Origin of the sequence: Planococcus sp. SSTMD024 (assembly GCF_041320495.1) — a bacterium.
In the GTDB taxonomy this organism is placed as follows: Bacteria; Bacillota; Bacilli; order Bacillales_A; family Planococcaceae; genus Planococcus.
In genome coordinates this window covers 239,111-263,185 of sequence record NZ_JBGGNS010000023.1, presented here as the reverse complement: position 1 = coordinate 263,185, position 24,075 = coordinate 239,111, and the positions used below count along the sequence as shown (strand labels likewise).

The 24,075-nt window shown below is 51.6% G+C and carries 24 protein-coding genes; 2 read left to right on the top strand and 22 right to left on the bottom strand.

The window, feature by feature from the left end; genetic code table 11:
- Positions 1 to 32: 32 nt before the first annotated feature.
- The 9 genes from fabG to AB9R92_RS15485 form a co-directional block, all read right to left on the bottom strand.
- Positions 33 to 779: a 3-oxoacyl-[acyl-carrier-protein] reductase gene (gene fabG, locus AB9R92_RS15525; protein WP_370670344.1), complete on the bottom strand. Its 747-nt coding sequence runs from the start codon at positions 777 to 779 to the stop codon at positions 33 to 35.
- Positions 776 to 1,714 carry an ACP S-malonyltransferase gene (gene fabD, locus AB9R92_RS15520; RefSeq protein ID WP_370670343.1) on the bottom strand — a complete coding sequence of 313 codons (939 nt, stop codon included), beginning with the start codon at positions 1,712 to 1,714 and terminating at the stop codon, positions 776 to 778. The genes fabG and fabD overlap by 4 nt, the downstream gene beginning before the upstream one ends.
- A complete protein-coding gene (plsX, locus tag AB9R92_RS15515; RefSeq protein WP_370670342.1) occupies positions 1,711 to 2,703 on the bottom strand; it encodes a phosphate acyltransferase PlsX in 993 nt (330 codons plus the stop codon). The genes fabD and plsX overlap by 4 nt, the downstream gene beginning before the upstream one ends.
- Positions 2,700 to 3,284, bottom strand: a complete 585-nt coding sequence (fapR, locus tag AB9R92_RS15510; RefSeq protein ID WP_370670341.1) for a transcription factor FapR — start codon at positions 3,282 to 3,284, stop codon at positions 2,700 to 2,702. Before fapR ends, plsX begins: the two co-directional genes overlap by 4 nt.
- An 89-nt stretch (positions 3,285 to 3,373) precedes the next feature.
- The gene (recG, locus tag AB9R92_RS15505; protein WP_370670340.1) at positions 3,374 to 5,416 is read right to left on the bottom strand and encodes an ATP-dependent DNA helicase RecG; all 2,043 of its coding nucleotides are present in this window, start codon (positions 5,414 to 5,416) and stop codon (positions 3,374 to 3,376) included.
- Positions 5,406 to 6,305, bottom strand: coding sequence for an L-serine ammonia-lyase, iron-sulfur-dependent, subunit alpha (gene sdaAA, locus AB9R92_RS15500; protein WP_274843906.1), 900 nt, complete (start codon positions 6,303 to 6,305; stop codon positions 5,406 to 5,408). Before sdaAA ends, recG begins: the two co-directional genes overlap by 11 nt.
- 16 nt (positions 6,306 to 6,321) lie before the next feature.
- Positions 6,322 to 6,984 (bottom strand): L-serine ammonia-lyase, iron-sulfur-dependent subunit beta, encoded by a 663-nt coding sequence (gene sdaAB, locus AB9R92_RS15495; protein WP_370670339.1) that lies wholly within the window; start codon positions 6,982 to 6,984, stop codon positions 6,322 to 6,324.
- A gap of 225 nt (positions 6,985 to 7,209) precedes the next feature.
- Positions 7,210 to 8,862 carry a DAK2 domain-containing protein gene (locus AB9R92_RS15490; RefSeq protein WP_370670338.1) on the bottom strand — a complete coding sequence of 551 codons (1,653 nt, stop codon included), beginning with the start codon at positions 8,860 to 8,862 and terminating at the stop codon, positions 7,210 to 7,212.
- 18 nt (positions 8,863 to 8,880) lie between these two features.
- Positions 8,881 to 9,243, bottom strand: coding sequence for an Asp23/Gls24 family envelope stress response protein (locus AB9R92_RS15485; protein WP_058383552.1), 363 nt, complete (start codon positions 9,241 to 9,243; stop codon positions 8,881 to 8,883).
- Between the two features lie 220 nt (positions 9,244 to 9,463).
- Here AB9R92_RS15485 and rpmB point away from each other — a divergent pair, with 220 nt between their 5' ends.
- Positions 9,464 to 9,652 carry a 50S ribosomal protein L28 gene (gene rpmB, locus AB9R92_RS15480; RefSeq protein ID WP_084632821.1) on the top strand — a complete coding sequence of 63 codons (189 nt, stop codon included), beginning with the start codon at positions 9,464 to 9,466 and terminating at the stop codon, positions 9,650 to 9,652.
- Positions 9,653 to 9,709: 57 nt separating this feature from the next.
- Here rpmB and AB9R92_RS15475 read toward each other — a convergent pair whose 3' ends face one another.
- From AB9R92_RS15475 to AB9R92_RS15415, 13 genes are all read right to left on the bottom strand, one after another.
- Complete coding sequence (locus AB9R92_RS15475) at positions 9,710 to 10,348, bottom strand: thiamine diphosphokinase (protein ID WP_370670337.1); 639 nt, start codon at positions 10,346 to 10,348, stop codon at positions 9,710 to 9,712.
- A complete protein-coding gene (rpe, locus tag AB9R92_RS15470) occupies positions 10,345 to 11,010 on the bottom strand; it encodes a ribulose-phosphate 3-epimerase (protein ID WP_370670336.1) in 666 nt (221 codons plus the stop codon). The genes AB9R92_RS15475 and rpe overlap by 4 nt, the downstream gene beginning before the upstream one ends.
- Positions 11,003 to 11,899, bottom strand: a complete 897-nt coding sequence (gene rsgA, locus AB9R92_RS15465) for a ribosome small subunit-dependent GTPase A (protein WP_370670335.1) — start codon at positions 11,897 to 11,899, stop codon at positions 11,003 to 11,005. The genes rpe and rsgA overlap by 8 nt, the downstream gene beginning before the upstream one ends.
- Positions 11,900 to 11,932: 33 nt before the next feature.
- On the bottom strand, positions 11,933 to 13,909 hold the full coding sequence (gene pknB, locus AB9R92_RS15460; RefSeq protein WP_370670334.1) for a Stk1 family PASTA domain-containing Ser/Thr kinase: 1,977 nt from the start codon (positions 13,907 to 13,909) through the stop codon (positions 11,933 to 11,935).
- A 2-nt stretch (positions 13,910 to 13,911) separates the two neighbouring features.
- On the bottom strand, positions 13,912 to 14,661 hold the full coding sequence (locus tag AB9R92_RS15455) for a Stp1/IreP family PP2C-type Ser/Thr phosphatase (RefSeq protein ID WP_370670333.1): 750 nt from the start codon (positions 14,659 to 14,661) through the stop codon (positions 13,912 to 13,914).
- A gap of 18 nt (positions 14,662 to 14,679) precedes the next feature.
- Complete coding sequence (gene rsmB / locus AB9R92_RS15450; protein ID WP_370670332.1) at positions 14,680 to 16,035, bottom strand: 16S rRNA (cytosine(967)-C(5))-methyltransferase RsmB; 1,356 nt, start codon at positions 16,033 to 16,035, stop codon at positions 14,680 to 14,682.
- A complete protein-coding gene (gene fmt / locus AB9R92_RS15445) occupies positions 16,032 to 16,964 on the bottom strand; it encodes a methionyl-tRNA formyltransferase (protein WP_370670331.1) in 933 nt (310 codons plus the stop codon). The genes rsmB and fmt overlap by 4 nt, the downstream gene beginning before the upstream one ends.
- Positions 16,961 to 17,467: a peptide deformylase gene (gene def / locus AB9R92_RS15440; protein WP_370670330.1), complete on the bottom strand. Its 507-nt coding sequence runs from the start codon at positions 17,465 to 17,467 to the stop codon at positions 16,961 to 16,963. Before def ends, fmt begins: the two co-directional genes overlap by 4 nt.
- 18 nt (positions 17,468 to 17,485) lie before the next feature.
- A complete protein-coding gene (gene priA, locus AB9R92_RS15435) occupies positions 17,486 to 19,882 on the bottom strand; it encodes a primosomal protein N' (RefSeq protein WP_370670329.1) in 2,397 nt (798 codons plus the stop codon).
- Positions 19,879 to 21,078 carry a bifunctional phosphopantothenoylcysteine decarboxylase/phosphopantothenate--cysteine ligase CoaBC gene (gene coaBC, locus AB9R92_RS15430; protein WP_370670328.1) on the bottom strand — a complete coding sequence of 400 codons (1,200 nt, stop codon included), beginning with the start codon at positions 21,076 to 21,078 and terminating at the stop codon, positions 19,879 to 19,881. The genes priA and coaBC overlap by 4 nt, the downstream gene beginning before the upstream one ends.
- A 75-nt stretch (positions 21,079 to 21,153) precedes the next feature.
- Positions 21,154 to 21,378 (bottom strand): DNA-directed RNA polymerase subunit omega, encoded by a 225-nt coding sequence (rpoZ, locus tag AB9R92_RS15425; protein WP_370670327.1) that lies wholly within the window; start codon positions 21,376 to 21,378, stop codon positions 21,154 to 21,156.
- On the bottom strand, positions 21,378 to 21,998 hold the full coding sequence (gene gmk / locus AB9R92_RS15420; protein ID WP_068869430.1) for a guanylate kinase: 621 nt from the start codon (positions 21,996 to 21,998) through the stop codon (positions 21,378 to 21,380). Before gmk ends, rpoZ begins: the two co-directional genes overlap by 1 nt.
- Position 21,999: 1 nt before the next feature.
- On the bottom strand, positions 22,000 to 22,269 hold the full coding sequence (locus tag AB9R92_RS15415; protein WP_370670326.1) for an extracellular matrix/biofilm biosynthesis regulator RemA family protein: 270 nt from the start codon (positions 22,267 to 22,269) through the stop codon (positions 22,000 to 22,002).
- 122 nt (positions 22,270 to 22,391) lie between these two features.
- Between AB9R92_RS15415 and AB9R92_RS15410 the strand changes: the two genes are divergently transcribed.
- Positions 22,392 to 24,047, top strand: a complete 1,656-nt coding sequence (locus AB9R92_RS15410; protein ID WP_370670325.1) for an Rqc2 family fibronectin-binding protein — start codon at positions 22,392 to 22,394, stop codon at positions 24,045 to 24,047.
- The last annotated feature ends 28 nt before the right edge of the window (positions 24,048 to 24,075 follow it).

The window sequence follows — 24,075 nt, the reverse complement described above, 5'->3', positions numbered from 1 at the left end:
CCTCCCCTCAAATCAGTATACATAATTGCGGACTACATGACCATGCCGCCGTCCAGATGCAAAGTCTGGCCGGTTACATAACTTGCTTCGTCCGATGCCAGGAACAATGCCGCATTCGCCACATCCTCCGGTGCGCCGAAACGGGCAAGCGGGATTTGGGCGAGCATGCTCGATTGCACATCGTCGCCGAGTTTTTCCGTCATGTCGGTCGTGATGAATCCAGGAGCGACTGCGTTCGCGGTAATCCCACGGCTCGCCAGTTCTCTAGCTGTCGTTTTCGTCAACCCGATGACGCCCGCTTTCGCCGCCACGTAATTGGCTTGCCCTGCATTGCCCATGACGCCGACAATCGAGGCGATATTGACGATGCGCCCGGCGCGCTGTTTCATCATTTGGCGTGTCACGGCTTTCGTGCACAGGAAAACGCCTTTCAAGTTCGTATTGATGACATCATCCCATTCATCTTCTTTCATGCGCATCATCAAATTGTCGCGTGTGATGCCGGCATTATTAACGAGGATATCGATCGAGCCGAACTCCTTCATCGCCGCATCCGCCAGCGATTTCACCGCATCTGCATCTGCTACGTTGGCCTTGACGGCGATCGCTTTGCCGCCTGATTGTTCGATCTCGGCTACCACTGCTTCTGCCTTGTCCTGGCTGCCGCTGTAGTTGACGACAATATTTGCGCCTTCCTCGGCAAAGCGGCGGGCAATCGCTGCCCCGATACCGCGCGATGCACCTGTAATAATGGCTGTTTTCCCAGTCAATCTGCTCATGTTGTCAGCTCCTCTACCGCTTTTTCAAATGAAGCCAGGTCATGGACCGGAATCACTGTCACCGAACGGTCGATTTTCTTCACTAAGCCGCTCAGCACTTTGCCTGGGCCGACTTCGACAAAAGTGGTGACGCCAAGTTCAATCATCTTGCGCACCGATTGCTCCCATAAAACTGGCGAGTACAATTGGTGTATCAACAAATCCTGCAGTTGCGTCGCATTGGTTTCCGGCTCTGCTTTGACATTGGTCACGACAGGCACTTTGGCATTGAGCAAGAAGGAATCACTCAGCACTTTCGCCAAATCCTGTGACGCAGAACGCATCAATTCAGAGTGGAACGGGCCGCTGACGTCAAGCGGGATGGCGCGTTTCGCCCCGCGCTCTTTTGCCAGCTCACATGCTTTTTCCACCCCCGCTTTCGTTCCGGAAATAACGATTTGCCCCGGGCAGTTCAAGTTAGCCAACTGGACAACGCCAGCGCTAACGGTCGCATCATCGGTCACTTCTTCGAGCTTATCTGCGTCCATCCCCAGAATGGCAGCCATCGCGCCTTCGCCTGCTGGCACCGCTTCATTCATGAACAAGCCGCGCTTATGGACCACTTCCACCGCTTTCGGGAATTCCAGAACGTTCGAAGCGACAAGCGCGCTGTATTCGCCAAGGCTGTGACCCGCTGTATAATCCGGGCGCACTCCTGCACGGATCAACCGTTCCGTGATCATGGAGCTGACAGTCAAAAGCGCTGGCTGCGCGTGATAAGTCAATGTCAACTCTTCCTGCGGCCCTTCGAGCATCAATTTCGACAGACCCATTCCGAGCACTTGGTCGGCGCTTTCAAAAAATTGGCGGCTCTTGTCATCTTCCAGAAAGCTCTCGCCCATGCCCACAGCCTGTGAGCCTTGCCCAGGATATATAAATGCGATTTGCTTTCTCATGACGATTGTTCCTCCTTCAAAGTGCTGTAAATCTTGCCGGCCACATCATGCTCGACCATCGTCCGAGCTTGGCGGATGGCGTTGTAGAATGCGGTGCCGTTGGATGAACCGTGCGCTTTGATGACCGGCGCCTTTAGCCCGAATAATCCCGCACCGCCGTATTCGCTGTAATCCAGCATCCCTTTCAACGCGCTTAGATCATTTTTCACGAGCATTGCCGCAATTTTGGTTTTGGTTGACGCCATAAAGACATCTTTGATCATCGCGAATACGTTCATTGCAGTGCCTTCAATGGTCTTTAAGACCATATTGCCAGTAAAGCCGTCAGTGACGACCACATCGGCGGCACCGTTCAGCAAGTCGCGTGATTCCACGTTTCCAATGAAGTTGACGGGCGCTTCTTTCAGCAATGGAAAAGCCGCTTTCGTCAGTTCATTGCCTTTTTTCTCTTCTGTCCCGATATTCAACAAGCCGACTGTCGGGTTGCTGATGCCTCTCACTTTTTCGGCATAGATGCTGCCCATGATGGCGTACTGGACCAAATGCTCCGGCTTGGCATCAGCATTGGCGCCAAGGTCAAGCATGAGAAAGCCTTTTCCGTCCATCGTCGGCAAAGTCGGCGCAAGCGCCGGGCGGTCGACACCGTCAATGCGGCCGACGATGAACAAGCCAGCTGACATAAGCGCCCCTGTATTGCCTGCGGATACGGCCGCATCCGCGGTTCCTTCTTTGACCGCTTCAGCCATGCGCACCATGGATGCATCTTTTTTGCGGCGCACCGAACGGACCGGGTCGTCTTCCGCTTCAATCACTTCCGTACAATGGATAATGGTCAAACGGTCTTGCGGTTTTATGTATTCATCAATTTTTTCCTCTTGCCCGTAGAGCAAAATTTCCACGTCGCTAAACGCTTCGAGCGCTTGTTTGACACCTTCGATTATTTCTTTAGGGGCGTTGTCCCCGCCCATTGCATCGATTGCTATTTTCACGTATTGTCACCTTCACTTTGTTCAGTCGTGCGGTACATTTCAAATGTCCCGATAAATACTACTGCCTGGTCGACCGTCGACACCACTTTGACGAACGCGCGGTGCTTGTGAGGCTGCCTATCGGTCACTTGCGCTTTCGCGACGACCCGCTGCCCGGCTTTGACCGGCTTCAAAAATTGCAATTCCGATTTCACTGTCAATGCCAACTCTTCGTTCATTACCGCCACCGCCAAGGAATTGGCCTGCGCAAACAAGTGGTGCCCCCTGGCAATCCGGTTGCGCTGGAAAACGTGTTCCGGTTTCACATCGAAAATCGAGATGGCTTTATTGTCCAGTTCTATATCGATAATTTCTCCGATCACTTCGTCAATCGGCAAGGATTTCACTTCATCATCAAAAGTCTTCTCCGCTACATGCTTAATGCGCTCCCGAAGTTCTGGGATAGAAAGCTCCATCCTGTCGAGACGGATGGTCTGGACGCTGACACCGAACTCCGCCGATAATTCTTCGTCCGTTACGAACGGATTGTCTTTGATAGATGATTTCAATGCTGCCTGCCGCTCTTTTTTTGGTTTTCTCACTATGTCACCGCCCGCTATTAGCACTTGGTACTAATATGAGTATATAAACAACAAAAAAAGAATGCAAGGAAAATCGGTCTCCCTGCATCCTAATCAAGCCTGCCACCTTCGAGGATGCCGGAATCCTCGAGCATCGCCCGCAGGCATTTCGTTTCATCCGAGACCCAAAACGACTCGCTGGCAATCAATGCTTCGGCGTCTTTTCTCGCCGCTTCGAGCGCGCGGTAATCGTGGACCAGATCCGCCATGCGGAATTCCGGTATGCCGCTTTGCTTGCGGCCAAAGAAGTCGCCGGGGCCGCGCAGTTCCAAGTCTTTTTCGGCAAGAATGAAGCCGTCGTTCGTTTCAGTCATTGAATTCATGCGCTCTTTGCCGATTTCCGTTTTCGGATCCGCCAGCAGCACACAATAGGATTGCTCGCTGCCTCGCCCGACGCGCCCGCGCAATTGGTGGAGCTGGGACAAACCGAAACGCTCGGCATCATAAATGAGCATGAACGAGGCATTCGGGACGTTAACGCCGACTTCGACGACAGTCGTCGACACGAGCACAGCGATCTTCCCTTCGGCGAATTCGCGCATCGTCTGCTCTTTTTCATCCGGGTGCAGGCGGCCGTGCATCAAGCCGACAGTGTGGCGCCCTTCAAAATAAGTCGTTAATTGCTGATATAGTTCCACTGCATTCTGGTATTCCAAAGTTTCGGATTCTTCGATCAACGGCGCGATAACATAGGCCTGCCGGCCGGCCAGAAGCTCTTTTTCCATGCGGCCGACAATTTTGCCGAACATCTCTTTTTTCATCCAATAGGTTTCGATCTCTTTTCGCCCGGCCGGCATTTCGTCAATGATCGAGACATCCATTTCCCCGAAAGCCGAAATCGCAAGCGTCCGTGGAATCGGGGTCGCAGTCATGAACAGGACATCAGGGTTCAAGGCCTTATCTTTCAGCACGCGGCGTTGGTCCACGCCAAAGCGGTGCTGTTCATCGGTGATGACGAGCCCCAGGCTTTTGAACAGGACTTCTGGCTGAATCAATGCATGGGTGCCGATCAGAATATCGATTTCGCCGTCCACTAAACGCTTTAACACTTCCTTGCGTCTTTTGCCTTTGACGGATCCAGTCAATAACGCAACGCTGACGCCAAAGGGCCGGAACCATTCTTCGAGCGTATTGGCGTGCTGTTCCGCGAGAATTTCCGTCGGTGCCATGAGCGCCCCTTGTTTGCCTGCTGTTACGGCGGCGTACAAAGCGATTGCAGCGACGACGGTCTTCCCAGAACCGACATCTCCCTGCAGTAGACGGTTCATCCGGAACGGTTCTTTCATGTCGCGGCAAATTTCATTGACGACGCGTTTTTGGGCACTGGTCAAATCGAACGGCAGAGCGTCGATGAACGCTTTTAAGCGATTCAAATCATAATCGATGAATGAACCGCCTTCCGCTTCCCGATTCTTCTTGCGCAGTGCCTGCATCTTCAACTGAAACAGCAATAGCTCCTCATAAACAAAGCGCCGGCGCGCCTGCTTGAGCGATGCCGCATCTTCAGGAAAGTGGACGGTCTCAAGTGCTTGTTCAAACGGCAACAATTGATATTCTTCGCGGAGTGAAGCGGGCAGGCAATCCTCGAGGCTGCCTTTTGTGGCATCCAGCGCCTGCCGCATCAATTTGCGGAAAGTTTTCTGGTGCATGGAACCCTTCAAGCTATACACCGGCTCAAAATCTGCGCCATCCGTCCGCGGCCCGATCGAATGGCTGGAAACCGTGATCAATTGGCGGCCGCGGTCCCATTTGCCCGTCAAGGTGACGACCGCCCCGATTTGCAATTTAGCTTTCACGTAATGCTGGTTGAAGAACACGGCCTTGACGAGGTGGCGCCCGACGAGCACCGTCACGGTCGTCCGCGATTTATTTTTCCCTAAAAAAAGGACGGAAGGCTCATTTTCGACCCTTCCCTCCACCGTTACCCGTTCATTATGGGGCGTTTCAGCCAGATCTTTGAGCTGAAAATCCTCGTGGCGATACGGGAAGGTCATGATCAAGTCTTCAAGACTTTCGATCTTCATGTCCCGCAAGGTTTCAGCCGCTTGCTTCCCGACTCCCTTCAATGAAGAGACGGGCGCTTTATTGTCCACTGCCGACTACCGATCCGCCGAAGATTTTCGATTCAAGCCATTTGCCGGTCGGTGTCGCGGCCAATCCGCCTTTTGCCGTCTCACGGAACGCGCTAGGCATCGCTTGCCCGATTTCGAACATCGCGCTGATGACTTCGTCGCATGGGATGCGGCTGGTTACGCCAGCGAGCGCCATATCGGCAGCGACGACCGCATTGGATGCCCCCATCGCATTGCGCTTCACGCATGGCACTTCCACGAGCCCCGCCACAGGGTCGCAGACTAGACCGAGCATATTCTTCAAGGTGATGGCAAAAGCTTCAGAACTTTGCTGAGGCGTGCCGCCCGCCATTTCGATGATGGCGGCAGATGCCATTGCCGCTGCAGAACCGACTTCCGCCTGGCACCCGCCAGCCGCTCCGGAAATCGAAGCGTTATTGGCCACGACAAAACCGAAAGCACCGGATGTGAACAAATAACGGATCATCTGCTCACGCGTCGGGTTCAATTTATTCTTGACGGCAAACAAAGTGCCTGGCACGACTCCTGCAGATCCTGCAGTCGGCGTCGCGCAGATCGTGCCCATTGCCGCGTTCACTTCATTGGTCGCGACGGCTTTGCTGACGGCATCAAGCAGCAGGTCGCCGGATAGGCTATTGCCTTGCTGCATGTATTTTTGGAGAAGCACTGCGTCGCCACCGGTCAAGCCGGAAACGGAATGGACGCCTTTTAGCCCTTTTTCGACCGCTTCTTCCATGACAGTCAAATTGCGCTCCATTTGCTGCATGATATCTTCCCGCGAACGGTCTGTGATGAGCATCTCCTGTTCGATCATGATCTCGGAAATGAGCTTGCCTTCTTTTTCTGCCCGTTCGACGAGCTCCCTTACATTTCGGAATAGAACATCCATTTCTCTTACCTCCAGTTTAGTCGGCGATGCGCGTGACTTGCGTAATATTCGGCAACTCGCGCAACTCGCCCATCACTTCTTGATCGACTGTCTGATCGACTTCGATGACCATCAACGCCATGTCCCCGCGCTCTTTGCGGGATACTTCCATATGGCCGATGTTGATATCGTATTTATATAAACAATTCGCTACGTTTGCGATACAGCCCGAGCGGTCGTCATGGACGACGAGGATCGCCGGGTGGTTGCCGGATAGCCTGAGCGGGAAACCGTTCAGTTCCGTAATTTCAATTTTGCCGCCGCCGATGGAAATTCCCATCATCGACATTTCGGATTTTTCATCCCCGATGACAATGCGTGCAGTGTTCGGGTGATCGACATGTCCCGTTTCCGGGATGAATTCATAGCTCATGCCGATCTTCTCCGCTTCTTCGAAAGCAGTTTTAATGCGTTCATCGAAGGTATCGTAATCCAATAAGCCGCCGATAATCGCCACGTCGGTCGAATGCCCTTTATAGGTTTCGGCGAAAGAACCGTACAAATGGATCTTTGCCCACGCCGGCTGCCTGCCGAACAAATCCCGCGCTACCCTGCCGATGCGTGCGGCACCCGCGGTATGCGAAGATGAAGGCCCGATCATGACCGGGCCGATTATATCAAAAACAGATTTGAACTTCATGCTCAAACCCCTCACTTTCCGTCTCGTATAATTTCATTTTACATGAAAAGCGCTTTGGAAACAAAGATAATAAAGCGCATACATTGTCTTAACCGTGGGCTTTCCCTGCCCCCTGTGAAAGCTTTTGCTGTTTTGCACCCTTCTCCACTTCACTTGGCACTTTTCTATTTTGCGAAAATAAAAAAACGGAAGCCCGGTGTCTTGTTCCCGGACCTCCGCCTAACATTATTCAACTGCCAAAATATATGGATAAAGCGGCTGCTTGCCGTTGTGGATTTCCACTTCGACGTCGTCGTTCAATGATTCGATGAACGCGCCGAGTTTTTCGGCATCCGCTTCACTCACGTCCTCACCAAAGAGGATCGTGACGATCTCTGCATCCGCATCAACCAGCTTTTTGCATAATTCTTCTGTAACTTTTTCAAGGCTTTCATCCGACACGACGATCTTGCCTTCTGAAATTCCCATGAAATCGTCTTTCTTGATGGAAACGCCGTCGATCGATGTATCGCGCACCGCGAAAGTGACCGACCCCGACTTGACGTGCTGGATCGCATCTTTCATTGCCTGCTGGTTGTCCGCGACAGCGGCTTCGGGATTGAAAGCGAGAAGTGCCGACATGCCTTGCGGGACATCTTTTGTCGGTACAACGGCCGCTTCGATGTCGAGCAGCTCTGCCGCTTGTTCTGCTGCCATGATGATGTTTTTGTTGTTCGGCAAAATCAGCACGCGCTCTGCCCCGATCGAACGGACGGCATTGACGATATCTTCCGTGGACGGGTTCATCGTCTGGCCGCCTTCAATGACATAGGAAGCGCCGATTGAACGGAGCAATTCCGCTACGCCTTCGCCCATCGCGACCGTAACGATTGCATATGGATGCTTCGCTTCTTCAACTGCCGCTGCCTTTTTATGGCCTTCGCCGACAATATCGGTATGCTGCTGGCGCATATTTTCGATCTTCATGCTGATCAGGCTTCCGTATTCCTGGCCGTATGTAAGGACTTTCCCCGGCTCTTCGGAGTGGATATGGATTTTCGCGATCTCGTCATCTGAAATGACGAGAAGCGAATCGCCGTAAGCGCTCAAATCCGTCCGGAACGCCGCTTCATTGAATGAGCGTTTGCCGTCTTCGAATTTGACCATGAATTCCGTGCAGTAGCCGAATTCGATATCTTCCGTATTCATAAAGCCAGCGATGTTCTTATGGTGCTCAGCGCTGACCAGTTCATCCATCGAATTGTCGACATGCTTCTCCGGCAACTCTTCACCTTTCAATGAGGCAAGGAAACCTTCATAGACATAGACGAGGCCTTGCCCGCCGCTGTCGACGACTCCGACTTCCTTCAAAACCGGCAACAGGTCCGGCGTTCTTTCGAGTGACGCTTTCGCTTCCGTAACGACCGCTTCGAACAGGACGACGATGTCCTCTTCACTGTCCGCCAGGCTCATTCCTTTAGCCGCCGCATCTTTGGCGACGGTCAGAATGGTGCCTTCGACCGGTTTCATGACTGCTTTATACGCGGTCTCGACACCATGTTGCAAGGCTTCAGCCAATTTTTTGGAAGAAAGTTCCGGCTCATCGGCGATAAATTTGCCAAATCCGCGGAACAATTGGGATAAAATAACGCCCGAGTTGCCGCGCGCGCCCATAAGCAAGCCTTTCGATAGCGCGCCGGCCGTTTTCCCGATATGTTCTTGTGCATGGGATTCTGTCTCTTTCGCACCGGATGTCATCGATAAATTCATGTTCGTCCCGGTATCGCCGTCCGGCACCGGGAAGACGTTCAATGCATCTACATAATCCGCATTTTGGTATAGATGGTGCGAACCCATCTGCACCATTTCAGCGAATTTCACTCCGTTTAATGACTTCATAACCGAATTTTCCTCCTCTTACGGGTTCGTCACACGAACGCCCTGGACATAAATGTTTACCGCACTAACCGGCATGCCCAATGTTTTTGTAATTGTATATTTCACTTTGGATTGGACTTGATACGCCACTTCCGAAATTTTCGTTCCGTAGCTGATGATTACGTACATATCAATAACCAAATCGCCATCTTCCTGGCGCACAAGGACTCCTTTGGCAAAGTTCTCTTTGCGGAGAATGTCCGTGAGGCCATCGCGGATCTGGTGTTTGGTTGCCATTCCTACGATGCCGTAGCATTCAATCGCAGCACCGCCGGCTATTTGGGCTATCACATCATTGGAAATATCGATTTGACCATATTCATTGTTCAACTCAATCGACATTAAAATTCCTCCTCGAGTCCTATTTCACTCTTTTCATTCTACATGAAAGCCCTTTATAAGAAAAGCCAACGTTTTGCACTGTAAAGGTTTTTTTCTTGAAAGGCTATGAATTTCACTTGCGCCCCTGTTTTTTCTATGGTAAATTATTAAAGTATGTGAAACGAAAAACGAACTGAAATTCTATTATAATTTTCAGCTTCACTTGTGAGGAGGGACTTACATGCCAAAAGTATGTGCAGTATCTGGACGTAAAGCTCGTTCTGGAAACAGCCGTTCACACGCGTTGAACTCGACAAAACGTACATGGGGAGCAAACCTTCAAAAAGTTCGCATCCTTGTAGACGGCAAGCCGAAACGTGTATGGGTTTCCGCGAGAGCATTGAAATCAGGAAAAGTTGAGCGCGTCTAAACCGCTCATGAATAATGCCAGGTCTGACAATTGTCAGCCTGGCATTTTTTCGTGCGTTCAATCCGAACTTTCGATGACGATCAAATGGCCGCCCGTAAACTCAAGCTTTCCATCTTCCAACAATTCATTGCTGATAAAACGGGTCGAACCGAACGGGATCCGCTCATCGTTCACGGGATACTTGAATCCCTCTATCGTAAAGCCGCTCACTTCTTCGGCAAATGGATAGAAGGAAACGTAATTGAAATCTTGATCCACTTTCATCTGATACGTTCCGGGTTCCATGAAACGGATGCGGTTTTGTTTGTTCAATACTATGAAATCGATATGCGGATAGCTTCTTTGGTAAGCGAAAACGATGTGCAAGGCAGCCATGTAATGGTCGAGCCTGCCTCCGGTCACCCCGGTGACGATGACAATGTCCGGCTCATAATGCATCGCTTTCTTCAAGGCAAGTTCCGTATCCGACTCATCCTTATCCGCCGGCGACCGTTCAAGCGACGGAAAAGCCGAGCGGATTTTTTCGTACTCGCTGTCCGTCACCGAATCGAAATCCCCAATCGCTTCCATCGGTTCGATGCCTAGCCCGAGCAGCGTCATGACCCCTGCATCCACCCCGATATGCACCGCCCCTTTATACGAAGAAAGGTCCGGCAATTCATCTGCCGGACCCCCTGCTGTTAAGACGACAATCACAAGATAACTCCTTGCCCCGCTTTTTTGATCGCTTGCAGAGCTTGTGTGCGGTCTTGTTTGCCGAAAATGGCAGATCCGGCCACAAAAACGTTCGCTCCTGCTTGTGCACACGGAACAATTGTTTCTTCATTGATGCCGCCATCGATTTGAATATCGATGGACAAGCCTTTGTCTTTAATTAGCTGCGACAATGCCGCAACTTTCGGGACCACTGAATGGATGAATTTCTGCCCGCCAAAGCCAGGATTGACGGTCATGAACAGCACCAAGTCAATATCTTCCAGGACATGCTGGATCGTTTCGATCGGCGTGTGCGGATTCAAGACGACTCCCGGCTTGACGCCAAACGACCGGATCAATTGGATTGTGCGGTGAAGATGCGGGCATGCTTCGACGTGTACGGTAATATAATCCGCGCCAGCTTTGGCGAAATCCTCGATATAACGGTCGGGGTTCTCGATCATTAAATGAACATCGAGCGGAAGCTGTGTCAACGGGCGCAGTGCATCGACCACAATCGGCCCCATCGTGATATTCGGGACAAAGTGGCCGTCCATGACATCGATATGGATCCAATCGGCTCCAGCTTTCTCGACTTCCAGTACTTCTTGCCCAAGTTTGGCAAAATCTGCTGCTAAAATTGACGGTGCGATTTTAATCATGTGAATACCTCGGCTTTCGATTCATTATTTCTTCCAAAAATTTCAAGTAATGCTTGTATCGGTATTCCGGAATGTCCCCATTCTCTACCGCTTTTTTGATGGCGCATTTCGGTTCGTTCAAATGCAGGCATTCGCGGAATTTGCAGCCGCCTGAGCGCTGTTCCATTTCCGGGAAACAGGCCGAAAGTTCCTCTTTTTCTAGCTGGTCGAAATCGAACGAGCTGAATCCGGGCGTATCCGCCAGCAAGCCGCCGTTCACTTCGATCAATTCCACATGGCGCGTCGTATGCTTGCCACGGTTCAATGCTTGCGAAATGTCATCGGTCTTCAACTTCAATGATGGCAAAATCGTATTCAGCAAAGTCGATTTTCCGACTCCGGACTGCCCTGCAAGAACGCTTGTCTTGCCTTCTAGCACCGGGATCAGCCTTTCTTGCAATGTCGGGTCGTCCATGAAAGATTCAATGACTTCATAGCCGATCGTCCGGTAATCATTTGCATAGCGATCCAGTTCTTTTTGCTCTGATTCCGATAATAAATCGATTTTCGTCAGGCAAATGACCGGCTGGATATCGAACGATTCAACAGCGACGAGGAAACGGTCCAATAACAGCGGGTGGAAATCGGGCTGCTTCGCTGAAAACACCAAAATTGCCTGGTCGATATTCGCAATCGGCGGGCGCACCAGTTCGTTTTTGCGTTCGTCGATATCCAATATCGTCCCTTCCCGGTCGTTATCCGCTTTGTATTCGACAAAATCCCCGACGAGCGGCGTGATTTGGCGGTTGCGGAAAACTCCGCGGCCCCGGCATTGGGTGTAACGTTCCCCGTCATCATCCAATACATAATAGAAGCCGCTCAACGCTTTTCTGATCTGACCTTTCGGCATAGCACCACTCCTTATCCATTCATTGTAGTTGTATTAATCTGCGTTCTCATAGTCCACTGTCTTCTCCAGGATGATCGTGGCATCCCTAACGATACGGTAGGAAGCGCTTGCGCCTTCAACGATCTGCATTTCAATCTGGTGTTCGGTCGTTTCCGTGATGGTGAATTCCTCGACCGGTTCGACCATGCTTTGGTTCTGGTCCTGGATATAGACGCGAATCATCTGTTCGACCGGATCTTCGCCTTCATCCGCAGGTTCAGCCGGCTCATAAGGGATTTCCACGGTTTCGACATATGTCTTTACCGGAAGCTCTGCACTGCCTGAAGACAAAACGACTTCAATCGTGCTTCCGACTTCGAGCATCTCTCCGCCCGCGACGTTTTGCGACAACACCAATCCCGCTTCTACAGAATCGGATTCTTCTTCACGGACGATGCGGATATTGAATCCCGACGAACGTGCATATTCGTTCAACTCCGCTTCGCCGTATCCGCTCAAATCTTCCACTTCACGCATGTCGGGCCCTTTGCTGACCACAAATTCGACTTCGGTCTCGCTGATGACGACTTCACTTCCCGCTTCAGGGCTTTGGCTCAGAATCGTGCCTGGCGCTTCATCGGAAAATTCTTCCCGTGAATCGACCGAAGCATAATTCGAACCTTCGAGCATGCGCTGGGCCTGTTCAAGCGAATCGCCGACATAATCACCGAACTCGGCCGTTTCTTTGCCCAGGCTGATAAATAAGCTGATGCTCGACTCGGGGTCGCGCATCTTCCCTGCTTCGGGAATGGTGCGGATTATATGGTTTTCATCGACTTCTTCAGAGAATTGTTCGGATTCTTCCGCGACGACAAAGCCGGCAGCGGCCAGCTCTTCATGCGCCGCTTCCCGCTCCATGCCGGAAACATCGGGAACGGCGACTTGCCGCGGCTGGAATAGTCCCGGAAATGCCAATGCGACAATCAACCCAGCCAATACTAAAGCAGTGAAAATCCCGAGGACAATCGGGGTTTTCTTGCGCTTTTTCTTCTCAGCCGGTTTTTTCGGCTCTTTCTTATCCTCTTTGAGAGGAAGTGCCATCGTTTTCGTTGCATCGGCCTGCTCGTAAGTTCCGGAATCTTTGATCGCCGGCATCGCACGGGTTTCCCCTTCATCTATCGGCACCGCAAACTTCGGTTCGTTGAGCCTTTCGGGAGTTAGCGCCGTCGAAAGGTCTTCCGCCATTTCATCTGCTGAGGCATAGCGGTATTGCGGGTTTTTAGCAGTTGCTTTCAATACGATATTTTCCAGGCTTTGCGGAAGGTCAGGTACGGTTGCCTTCAGGGACGGCGTTTCCGTCTGCAAATGTTTCAAGGCGATGGCGACGGCCGATTCACCTGAAAATGGCAGCTTACCTGTCAATAACTCGTACATGACGATGCCGAGCGAATAAATATCGGATTTTTTATTGGCCGTGCCGCCCCTCGCCTGTTCAGGGGATAAGTAATGAACAGTGCCAAGCACTGAATTGGTCTGCGTATAGGACGTGGCACTCAATGCCATGGCTATACCGAAATCCGAGATTTTGACATTGCCGTCTTCATCCACCAGGACGTTCTGTGGCTTGATGTCCCGGTGGACGATGTGGTTGTGGTGGGCATGGGCGAGTGCCGATGCCAATTGCTTCATGATTTCCACGGCACGTTCCGGTTCTACCGGGGAATGTTTGATGATGTATTCTTTCAATGTATCTCCTGGCACATATTCCATGACGAGATAAGGCAAGGCATTGTCTTCCCCGACATCGAAAATGCCGACGATGTTCGGATGGTCGAGGCTCGTAGAAGACAGCGCTTCCCGTTTGAAGCGCCGCCGCAATTCCTCTTCATTGCTGAAGTCGTAGCGCAGCACTTTGATAGCGACATCGCGGTCGAGGATCATGTCATGCGCCAAATAGACATTCGACATGCCCCCGCTGCCGATCGCTTCAAGCACTTTATAACGGCCATTGATTCGTTTTCCGACCAGCATTGCTACACCCCCTCACCAAGCGCCGTCAACAATACGAATGAAATATTGTCTTCACCGCCGAGGTCATTGGCAAGCGCAATCAAAGCTTTGCCTTTTTGGGACAGCGAAGCTTTCGAACGGACAATCGAGGAGATGTCCCGCTCGCTCAATTTATTGCTCAAGCCGTCCGTGCAAATAAGGAAATACGGGATGCCGGCGAGCGAAAAATGATGCATTTCCCGCTCGATATCGGGCTCCGTGCCAAGAGAGCGCAAAATCCAGTTTTTCTTCGGATGGTCTTCTGCCTGCTGTTGGGTGATTTCCCCGCTATCGACCAGCACGTTGACATAGGAATGGTCGCGTGTCATTTGCGTCATCGATGGCCCGATGAGATACGCACGGCTGTCGCCGATATGGCATAGCACGCAATCGTCCCCTTCAATCAATGCGGCAATCAGAGTCGTGCCCATCCCTTTGCATTCGCTATGGGTGACGGAATGTTCATAGACTAGCCGGTTGACTTGCAACACTTGGCCAGATAGCCAAGCCATCTTTTCTTCCGTAGTCCCGAACGTTTCTGCGTCCGCCTCCATAAATCTTCTGCCGAGCTCATCAACTGCCATCCGGCTTGCGACATCTCCTGCATTATGGCCGCCCATGCCGTCTGCAACCAGTGCGAGCAATAAACCCCCGGGGCGTTTAAGCACAGCGACTCGGTCTTCGTTGACTTCTCTTTTTCTACCGGTATCGCTTTCAATTACATACTGAAACAATAGTGGACACCCCGCTTTTTAGCTTTCGGCAACTTTGCCGTCGGTTTTTCTGAAACTTGCGATAAAAAATCCGTCACTCCCGAAATCCTGCGGGAATACTTGGACAAAGCCCTGGCCTTTGCTTTTGAAAGCGGCAGGCAATTCAGCAGGAATCTGTTCCATTTGCGGATGTGTGTTCATGAATTTTTCGGCAGTTCCGCGGTTCTCTTCGGTATCGACCGTACACGTACTGTAGACGAGGACGCCGCCCGGCTTCAAGAGCTTCGCCGCTTCATCAAGAAGCGCAAGCTGAATCGTCTGCAAGCGCCCGAAATCGTCCGGCGTTTTCGTGTATTTGATATCCGGCTTGCGTTTGATGACGCCGAGCCCGCTGCACGGTGCGTCCACCAGAATGCGGTCGAATTTTTCTTCTCCGAAGCGTCCGCTGCTTTCCCGGCCGTCTCCGACTGTGGTCTCGATTGTTTGATGCCCTAAGCGCTTTGCGGTTTCTTCAATCAACTTGACTTTATGGGCGTGCAAATCCATCGCCAGCACTGTCCCGTGCCCTTTGAGCTTTTCAGCGATATGGGTCGTCTTTCCACCAGGTGCCGCGCACATATCCAGCACCATCATGCCGGGTTCCACTTGCAATGCGTAAGCCGGCAGCATCGAACTTTCGTCTTGAATCGTGATGAAGCCTTTTTCAAAAGCTTGCGTGCGCACCGGCTGCCCGCCCGTGACGACGAGGCATTCAGGGATGATTTTGCTTGGTTCGGCAGACAATCCTTCCGACTCGAGCATTTCAATCACTTCGTCAGGAGTTGCCTGGACAGTATTGACACGCACTGTCTGAAGCGGCGCTTTGTTATTCTCCAGTGCCATTTCGCGGGCTTTTTGCATACCGAATTGTTCAGACCAGCGCTTGATCATCCACGCCGGGTGGCTTGTTTCGATGGAAATCTTTTCGATTGGATCGGCGATTTCATTGAATGAACGCACGCCTGACCGCTGGACGGAACGCAATATGCCGTTGACGACAGATGCGATGCCGCCGTGGCCGCGCCGTTTGGCGATTTCCACCGCTTCGTTGATGACAGCATGGAACGGGATGCGGTCCAAGTAAACGATCTGGTAAAGCGATAAGCGCAAAAGCGTGCGCACCCATGGGTCGAGTTTGCCTTTGATATACGGTTCCAAGTAGTAATCCAAGGTCATTTGATGCTGCAGCGTACCGTAAGTGATTTCCGTCAACAAACCTTTGTTTTTGGCGGAAATGCCGTAGCTGTCCATTGTCGAATTCAATAAGAGGTTGCTGTATGCCTGTTTGTTTTCCACGGCATAGAGAATCGACAATGCCGCATCCCTCACATTGCCGTGGATTTTCTTGTTTTTCATTCGAATCGATCCCCTGCCTGTAATTTCGGCCCGCGCAAATAATCTTCGGCCGTCATGCGTTTTTTCCCGGCCGGCTGCAATTCCTTGATGGCGAGCGTGCCTTCGCCGGTTTGGACGATGATGGCATCTTTTGTCAATTCGACGATTTCACCCGGCGCGCCGGTTTTCCCGCTGCCGGCGATTTCCGCCCACCACAATTTGACATTGGCGCCGCCGAGAGTAGTAAATGCGACCGGCCACGGATGCAATCCGCGCACTTGGTTATAGATATCGCGGGCAGATTGGTTCCAGTCGACGCGTTCCTGCTCCCGTGAAATATTGCGGGCAAACGTGACGCGCTCCTCGTCCTGCGGAATCCGCGGGTTGGTCCCGTCAACAATCGACGGCAAGGTTTCTTTCAATAAGTCCATCCCTGCCGCACTCAATTTCTCGAACATGCTGCCGGTATGGTCCGTCTCTTCGATCGGCACCGATTTTTGCGAGATGATGTCCCCCGCATCCAAACGGTCGACCATGTACATGATCGTTACGCCGGTTTCTGTTTTGCCGTCAATGATCGCCTGGTGGATCGGCGCACCGCCCCGGTATTCCGGAAGCAGCGAGGCGTGCACGTTAATGGCGCCGAGTTTCGGGGCTTCCAGCACAGACGTCGGCAAAATTTGCCCGAACGCAGCCGTAACAATCAGGTCCGGGTTAAGGTCGAGGATTTTTTGTGCCTGTTCGGGATCTTTCAGCTTTTCCGGTTGGTATACCGGCAAGCCAAGTTCCAAGGCTTGTTCTTTCACCGGTGTCGGCGTCAGGATTTTCTTCCTGCCGACAGGGCGGTCGGGCTGTGTGACGACCGAAACGATGTCGTATCCTTCTTCGGCAAGCATCTTCAGGATCGGCGCTGAAAATGCCGGCGTTCCCATGAAAACAATTTTGGTCAAAGCGAATCCTCCTCTTCCTGCTGGCGGATCAGTTCATCCAATTCTTCCTGGGTGATGTATTTCTCGATTTTGCTTGTGAACAACACACCGTCCAAATGGTCCATTTCGTGGAGGATGGCGCGTGCTTCGTAGCCTTCCGCTTCCAGTTCATACCAGGAGCCGTCGCGTTCCTGGGCTTTGATTTTGATGCGGCCATGGCGCTCGACTTCGCCGAAAATGCCCGGGAAACTCAAGCAGCCTTCGATATCCGTCTCTTTCCCTTCGAATAACGCGAGTTCCGGATTGATCATTTCAATCGGCTCTTGTCCTTCCTGAAAATCAACGATCGCGACGCGCAGCGAGACCCCCACTTGCGGCGCAGCAATGCCGACGCCGTCCGCTTCGATCATCGTCTCATGCATGTCGTCCAATAAGACTGCAAGCTCGCGGTCGAATTCAGTGACCGTCTTGCATGGCGTTTCTAATACCTTGTTCGGGTGTTTCACGATTTCACGGATTGCCATTTCAATTCCTCATTTCTCTTACATGACTGTTGTCGGATTCATGTCGATGGACAAAGTCGCACCCGTTTTGATCCAGTCGCTGCGGTAGATTTTGATCAATTGCTGCAGCACGTCAGCCAGCTTCGGTTCATTTTTGTATTTTATCAAACATTGGTAGCGATATCTATTGTTCACGCGGGCGATGAGCGATGCGGAAGGCCCGATGATAATGGTTTTGGGCGACAGCCGGTGACGCAAATATTCGGTCATTTGCTCGGCATAGCCCGACACTGTCATCAAGTCCTCATGGGTGAACTGGATATTGACGACATAATAATACGGTGGGTATCCGCTTGCGCGCCGCATGGCCATTTCCTGTTCATAGAACGGTTCGTATAGTTGATCTTTTGCAAGCGTGATCGCATAATGCTCGGGTGTATAAGTCTGCACATACACTTCACCCGGCAGCACGTCGCGTCCCGCGCGCCCGCTCACTTGCGTCAACAATTGGTAGGTTTTCTCGGCTGCGCGGAAATCCGGCAAATGCAAAGTCGTATCCGCCGACAAGACACCGACCAATGTGATATTCGGAAAATCCAGGCCTTTGGCGATCATTTGCGTACCAAGCAGAATATCGGCTTTGCCTTCGCCGAACGCAGACAAGATCTTTTCATGCGCGCCTTTATTGCGGGTCGTATCAACATCCATCCGTAAGACACGCGCATCCGGCACAAGCTTTGCCAGTTCCTCTTCGACTTTTTGGGTTCCTGTGCCGAAAAAGCGGATGTGGTCGCTTTCGCATTCCGGGCAGGTCGTCGGTACGGGTTCGTCGTAGCCGCAATAATGGCATTTCATGCGTTCGCTCGCCCGGTGATAAGTCAGCGAAATATCGCAGTTCGGGCATTGCAAAACGGTTCCGCAATCGCGGCATAAGACGAATGACGAGTAGCCGCGCTTGTTCAAAAACAGCACGACTTGCTCTTTTCTCGCCAGGCGCTCGCGTATCGCTTCCGCCAATTCTACGGAAAACATCGACCGGTTGCCGGTTCGCAGCTCTTCGCGCATATCGACAATATGGACTTCAGGCAATGGCTGGTTTTTCGCCCGGTTTTTCAGCGCCAGTAATTCATAAACGCCTTTTTGGGCGCGCGCATACGATTCAAGTGATGGCGTCGCGCTTCCGAGAATAACGGGGCATTGATGCTGCTGGCTGCGCCAAATCGCTACATCGCGTGCGTGGTAGCGGGGCGAATCGTCTTGTTTATAGCTCGATTCGTGCTCTTCATCGAGGATGATCAAGCCGAGATTTTGAAATGGCGCAAAAATTGCTGAACGGGCACCCACAACGACTTTCACTTCCGCACGCTGGATTTTCCGCCATTCATCGTATTTCTCCCCTGCTGATAATCCACTGTGGAGTACGGCGACCAAATCGCCGAAACGTTCCTTGAAGCGGATGGTCATCTGGGGCGTCAAGGAGATTTCCGGAACGAGCATGATCGCTTCCTTGCCCTGTTCAAGCACTTGGGCAATCGTCTGCAAATAGATCTCCGTTTTTCCGCTGCCGGTGATGCCGTGAAGCAAAAAAGTCTTTTCCGTATTGAGCGAGGATTGAATGGCATCGAATGCCGTCTGCTGCTCGTCCGTCAAATCCAAGGCGATTTTTTGTTCAATCGCTGTCAGAAGTGATGGATCCCTGTACGATTCCATGGACGAAAAATTGGCCAAGCCTTTTTCCGCCAGCGCATTGACCGTCGGAAGGGAGACCCCCGCCTGCTTTTGCAGCTGGGAGGATTCAAAGCTTTGGCCTGCGTGTTTCAGGAAAAATTCCTGCAGTTTCAATTGCTGTTTGGCGTTTGCTCTTATGGAAGTATTTTTTATATTCTCTAGCGATTCTGTAATGTGGACCATGCGTACCTTTTTCACGCCGGTCTTCTGCTGGATATTCGTATCCGCCATCACCGTGCCTTTGTCCATTTCCTGTTTCATGAGCCCGTATACGGTTTCCGCTTCCTGCGCACGGACAAAGTCGCGCGTGCCGAAATACGGATGCAGCTCTTTTGGCAGCTCGTCTATAGGTGCATTCAACACGAACCGCTTCTCGTATTTGGCGCGCAGTGCTGCCGGCACCATGACTTGCAGGGCATCAATTTCAAAACACACCGTCTGGCGTTTCATCCACTGGGCGAGCTCGAGCATTTCCCCGTTCAATACGGGTACGACATCCATCAATTCATGGATCGGCTTTAGCCGTTTCGGGTCAAATTCGGATGTTTCTTTGATAGTTGTAATAAAGCCGAGCACTTTGCGGTTGCCAAAAGGCACTTTGACGCGCATGCCCGGCACGGTGAGGGCCTGGAATTTTTCCGGCACTGCATAATCGAACGGCCGGTCGATCGGATGTGCGGCAACATCGACGATGACTTCGGCAATCATTTTGCAAATTCCTTTTCGGTGATGAGCGATAGCAAATCGAGCGCAAGCGCTTTTTTCGGCATGACCGGGAAGGTCTTTTCGAATTCCCCGCGGCCATATACCGTCACTGCATTGGTATCATGGTCAAAGCCCGCTTGGTCTGCGCTGACGTCATTGGCGATGATATAATCAGCGTTTTTCCGCTCGAGTTTATCTTTGGCGTATTGCGCCACATGATCGGTCTCTGCCGCGAAGCCGACCAGGATTTGATGGTTCTTCATTTGGCCGAGCTGTTGGAGGATGTCTATCGTGCGCTCCAGCTCAAGGACCGAATTGCCTTCTTTTTTCTTGACCTTCTGTCCCGCGATAGCCGCCGGGCGATAATCTGCGACAGCTGCCGTCTTGACGACCAAGTCTGCATTTTCGTATTCGCCAAGCACCGCTTCGAGCATCTGCTGGGCGCTTTCGACTTGAATGCGCTTAACCCCGCTTGGCACCGGCAATGAAACCGGGCCGCTGATCAAAACCGTGTCAGCGCCGAGTTCAGCTGCCGCTTCTGCCATGGCATAGCCCATCTTGCCGCTTGAAAAATTCGTCAAAAACCGTACCGGGTCGATCCGTTCACGCGTCGGCCCTGCCGTCACGACCACTTTCTTGCCTTTTAAAGGCTTGTTTTTCGTGAAATGGCCGGCTACCAGTTCGGTGATTTTCTCCGGTTCTTCCAAACGCCCTTTGCCGACATAACCGCAAGCCAAAAAGCCTTCAGACGGCTCGATGAAACGGATGCCGTCATGATGCAAACGGTCGATATTGCGTTTAACTGCCGGATGGTCGTACATATGCACATTCATCGCAGGCGCAACCCAAATCGGCGCAGTCGTTGCAAGGAGTACGGTCGACACCATATCATCGCCCAGCCCATTGGCCATTTTCGCGATCATGTTCGCCGTCGCAGGCGCGACAATCACAAGGTCCGCCCAGTCCGCCAAATCGATATGGGCGATGACTGAAGAATCTTTCTCATCGAATGTGTCGAAATAGACATCGTTTCTGGACATCACCTGGAACGATAAAGGCTGGACGAATTGCTTCGCTGATTCTGTCATGATGACTTTCACGTCCGCCCCTGCCTGGGACAATTTACTGACAAGTGCGACTGCTTTATAGACGGCGATGCCGCCGCTTACACATAATAGGATTTTTCGATTTGCCAACACCGCTAAACACCCTTTCTAAACAACAAACTCCCAAAGAACAGTTTCGCTCTGGGAGTCGTCAATTGAGATCATTGGTTAAATTTCGTCTTCGTAAATCGCGGATGCATCTTGCTGAACCGGCGTCAATGCGCCTTCTGCAATCTCTTCAAGCGCTTTTCCAACCGCTTTATGGGATGTGTAGGAATCCAGTTTTTCATCGCCATGTTCATGCAATTGGCGGGCTCTCTTGGACGCCAAGGCGACCAGGGAGTATTTTGAATCGATGCGGCTTTTCAATTTATCAACGGATGGGTATAACATCAGGCATTCTCCTTTAGCATATCTAAGTATCTTTTTTCGACGCGTTCCCGCTTGCAATGTTCTGCGATGATGATGGCGTTGATGCGGTCGCATGCATTTTCCACTTCATCGTTCTCGACAACGTAATCATACAGGTTCATCATCTCGAGCTCTTTCCTGGCGGCATGGATGCGGGAGGCGATCACTTCGTCCGATTCCGTGCCGCGGCCGACCAAGCGCTCTTCGAGTTCCGACAGGCTAGGGGGCGCAAGAAAGATAAACAAGCCATCCGGCACCTTATCGCGCACTTGCGCTGCCCCTTGCACTTCAATCTCCAGGAACACATCACGCCCGGCATCACGCATTTTATTGACGTATTCGAGCGGCGTGCCGTAATAATTGCCGACATACTCGGCATATTCAAGCAATTGCCCTTGGTCGATCAGTTCTTCAAACTCATGACGGGTCTTGAAGAAATAATCGACTTCGTCCACTTCCCCTTCACGCGGTGCGCGTGTCGTCATGGAGATGGAATATTCATAATTCGTATCCGGCTGTTGGAACAGCTCTTTTCGCACCGTGCCTTTGCCGACGCCCGAAGGCCCCGACAGCACGATGAGCAGTCCACGTTGTTTTCTCATTTTATCCCTCGCTTGCCTCATCATCATTTTCTTCAATCCGCGCAAGTGCCGTCTCGACCGACAAAGCGGAAATGACCACATGATCGCTATCCATGATAAAGATCGACTTGGTCTTCTTGCCGCCTGTCGCATCGACGAGCAGGCCTTTGCTGCGCGCTTCCTGCATCAAGCGCTTGGAAGGCGCCGAGTCCGGCTGGATCATCGAAACGATGCGGTTCACTGACACCGCATTGCCCGACCCGATGGATATAAACTTCGGCTTTCTCTTCATCTTCCTCACCGCCATCGATGCTCAAGTAATATATTCACGCTTAAAACTAACTGTCTTATTATATCATATTCTTCCGCGAAAATGATAAGATGGAACAAAACGATTTGAAAGAGGGATTTTTCATGGCATTTGATGGATTATTTACGAAAGCGATGACGAGCGAATTGCAACAGCTCATCACCGGAAGGATTTCAAAAGTTCATCAGCCTAATCAGCTCGAACTGCTCCTGCATATACGCGCACAAGGAAAAAACCATAAACTGCTCATCTCGATCCACCCGTCCTATTCGCGGATCCATCTGACGAACACGGCAAACGTCAACCCGTCAGAACCGCCGATGTTTTGCATGCTGCTCCGGAAGCATATTGAAGGCGGCGTCATCACAGGCGTCCAGCAGCACGGATCCGACCGGCTGATCATCCTGCGCATCCGCGCACGCAATGAAATCGGCGACGAGATTGAACGCGAGCTTCATGTTGAAATGATGGGCCGGCATTCGAATATCATTTTAGTCGACGCTGAGCGCGACATGATTCTCGACAGCCTCAAACATTTGCCGCCGAGCGTCAACTCCTACCGGACGATTTTGCCTGGCCAGGATTATATTTTTCCGCCGAATCAAGATAAACAAGATCCATTTGCAGCGGATGCAGACTTCAGCGGGCTCACCGACAAGGAAATCGTCTCCCGGTTTGCCGGCTTTTCCCCGCTGACAGCGAAAGAGCTGAATTACCGGCTCGAGCAGGATCCGGAAAGCGCAGCTGCCTTTTTGCAGGATTTCACTGCTCCGGAACCAAACGGCTATTATGTCGAACAGCAAGGGAAAAGCTATTTTTCTGCGACTGAATTGACGCATCTCGGGCAGGACAATATGCGCTTTGACAATTTATCCGAATTGCTCGACCGGATTTATTATGCGAAAGCCGAACGCGACCGCGTCAAGCAGCAGGCAGGTGATTTGGAGCGCTGGCTGCAGAACGAAATCGCCAAACTGAAATTGAAGCTGAAAAAGCTTCAGAAAGAACAGGATCAAGCGCAAAAACGCGATCAATTGCAATTGAACGGCGAATTGATCATGGCCAATCTGCACACCATCAAAAAGGGAATGAAACAAGCGGAAGTCGTCAATTATTATAATGAAGAAACTGTGACAATCACGCTCGACCCGCGCAAAACCCCGATCGAGAATTCCCAGAAATACTACTCGCGCTATCAAAAGGCCAAGACGGCCGTCGTTAAAACGCATGAGCAAATCGAGAAAACGCAAGAAGACATCCGCTATTTCGAATTGCTCATGCAGCAAGTCCAGCAAGCCGGGCTCTCCGATATCGAAGAGATCCGCGAAGAGTTGGCGGAGCAAGGCTATATGAAGGCACAGAAATCGAAGAAAAAGAAAAAACCGCAAAAACCGAATGTCGAGCATTATGTATCAAGCACCGGCATCCCGATTTCCGTCGGCAAGAACAATAAGCAAAACGATTACGTGACATTCAAAGTCGCATCGAAATCCGATACATGGCTGCACACGAAAGACATTCCAGGGTCGCACGTCATCATCCACTCCCAAGACCCGGATGAAGACACCATCCTAGAAGCTGCCAGCATCGCCGCTTATTTCAGCAAAGCGCGCGAATCGGCTTCCGTCCCTGTCGATTACACCGAAGTCCGCCAAGTGAAAAAACCGAGCGGCGCCAAGCCGGGATTCGTAATATATTTCGAGCAGAAAACCGTTTATGTTACACCTGATGAAGACCTGGTATTGAAATTGAAGAAATGAGTTAAAACCTGCCCGTACTGGCCATCCG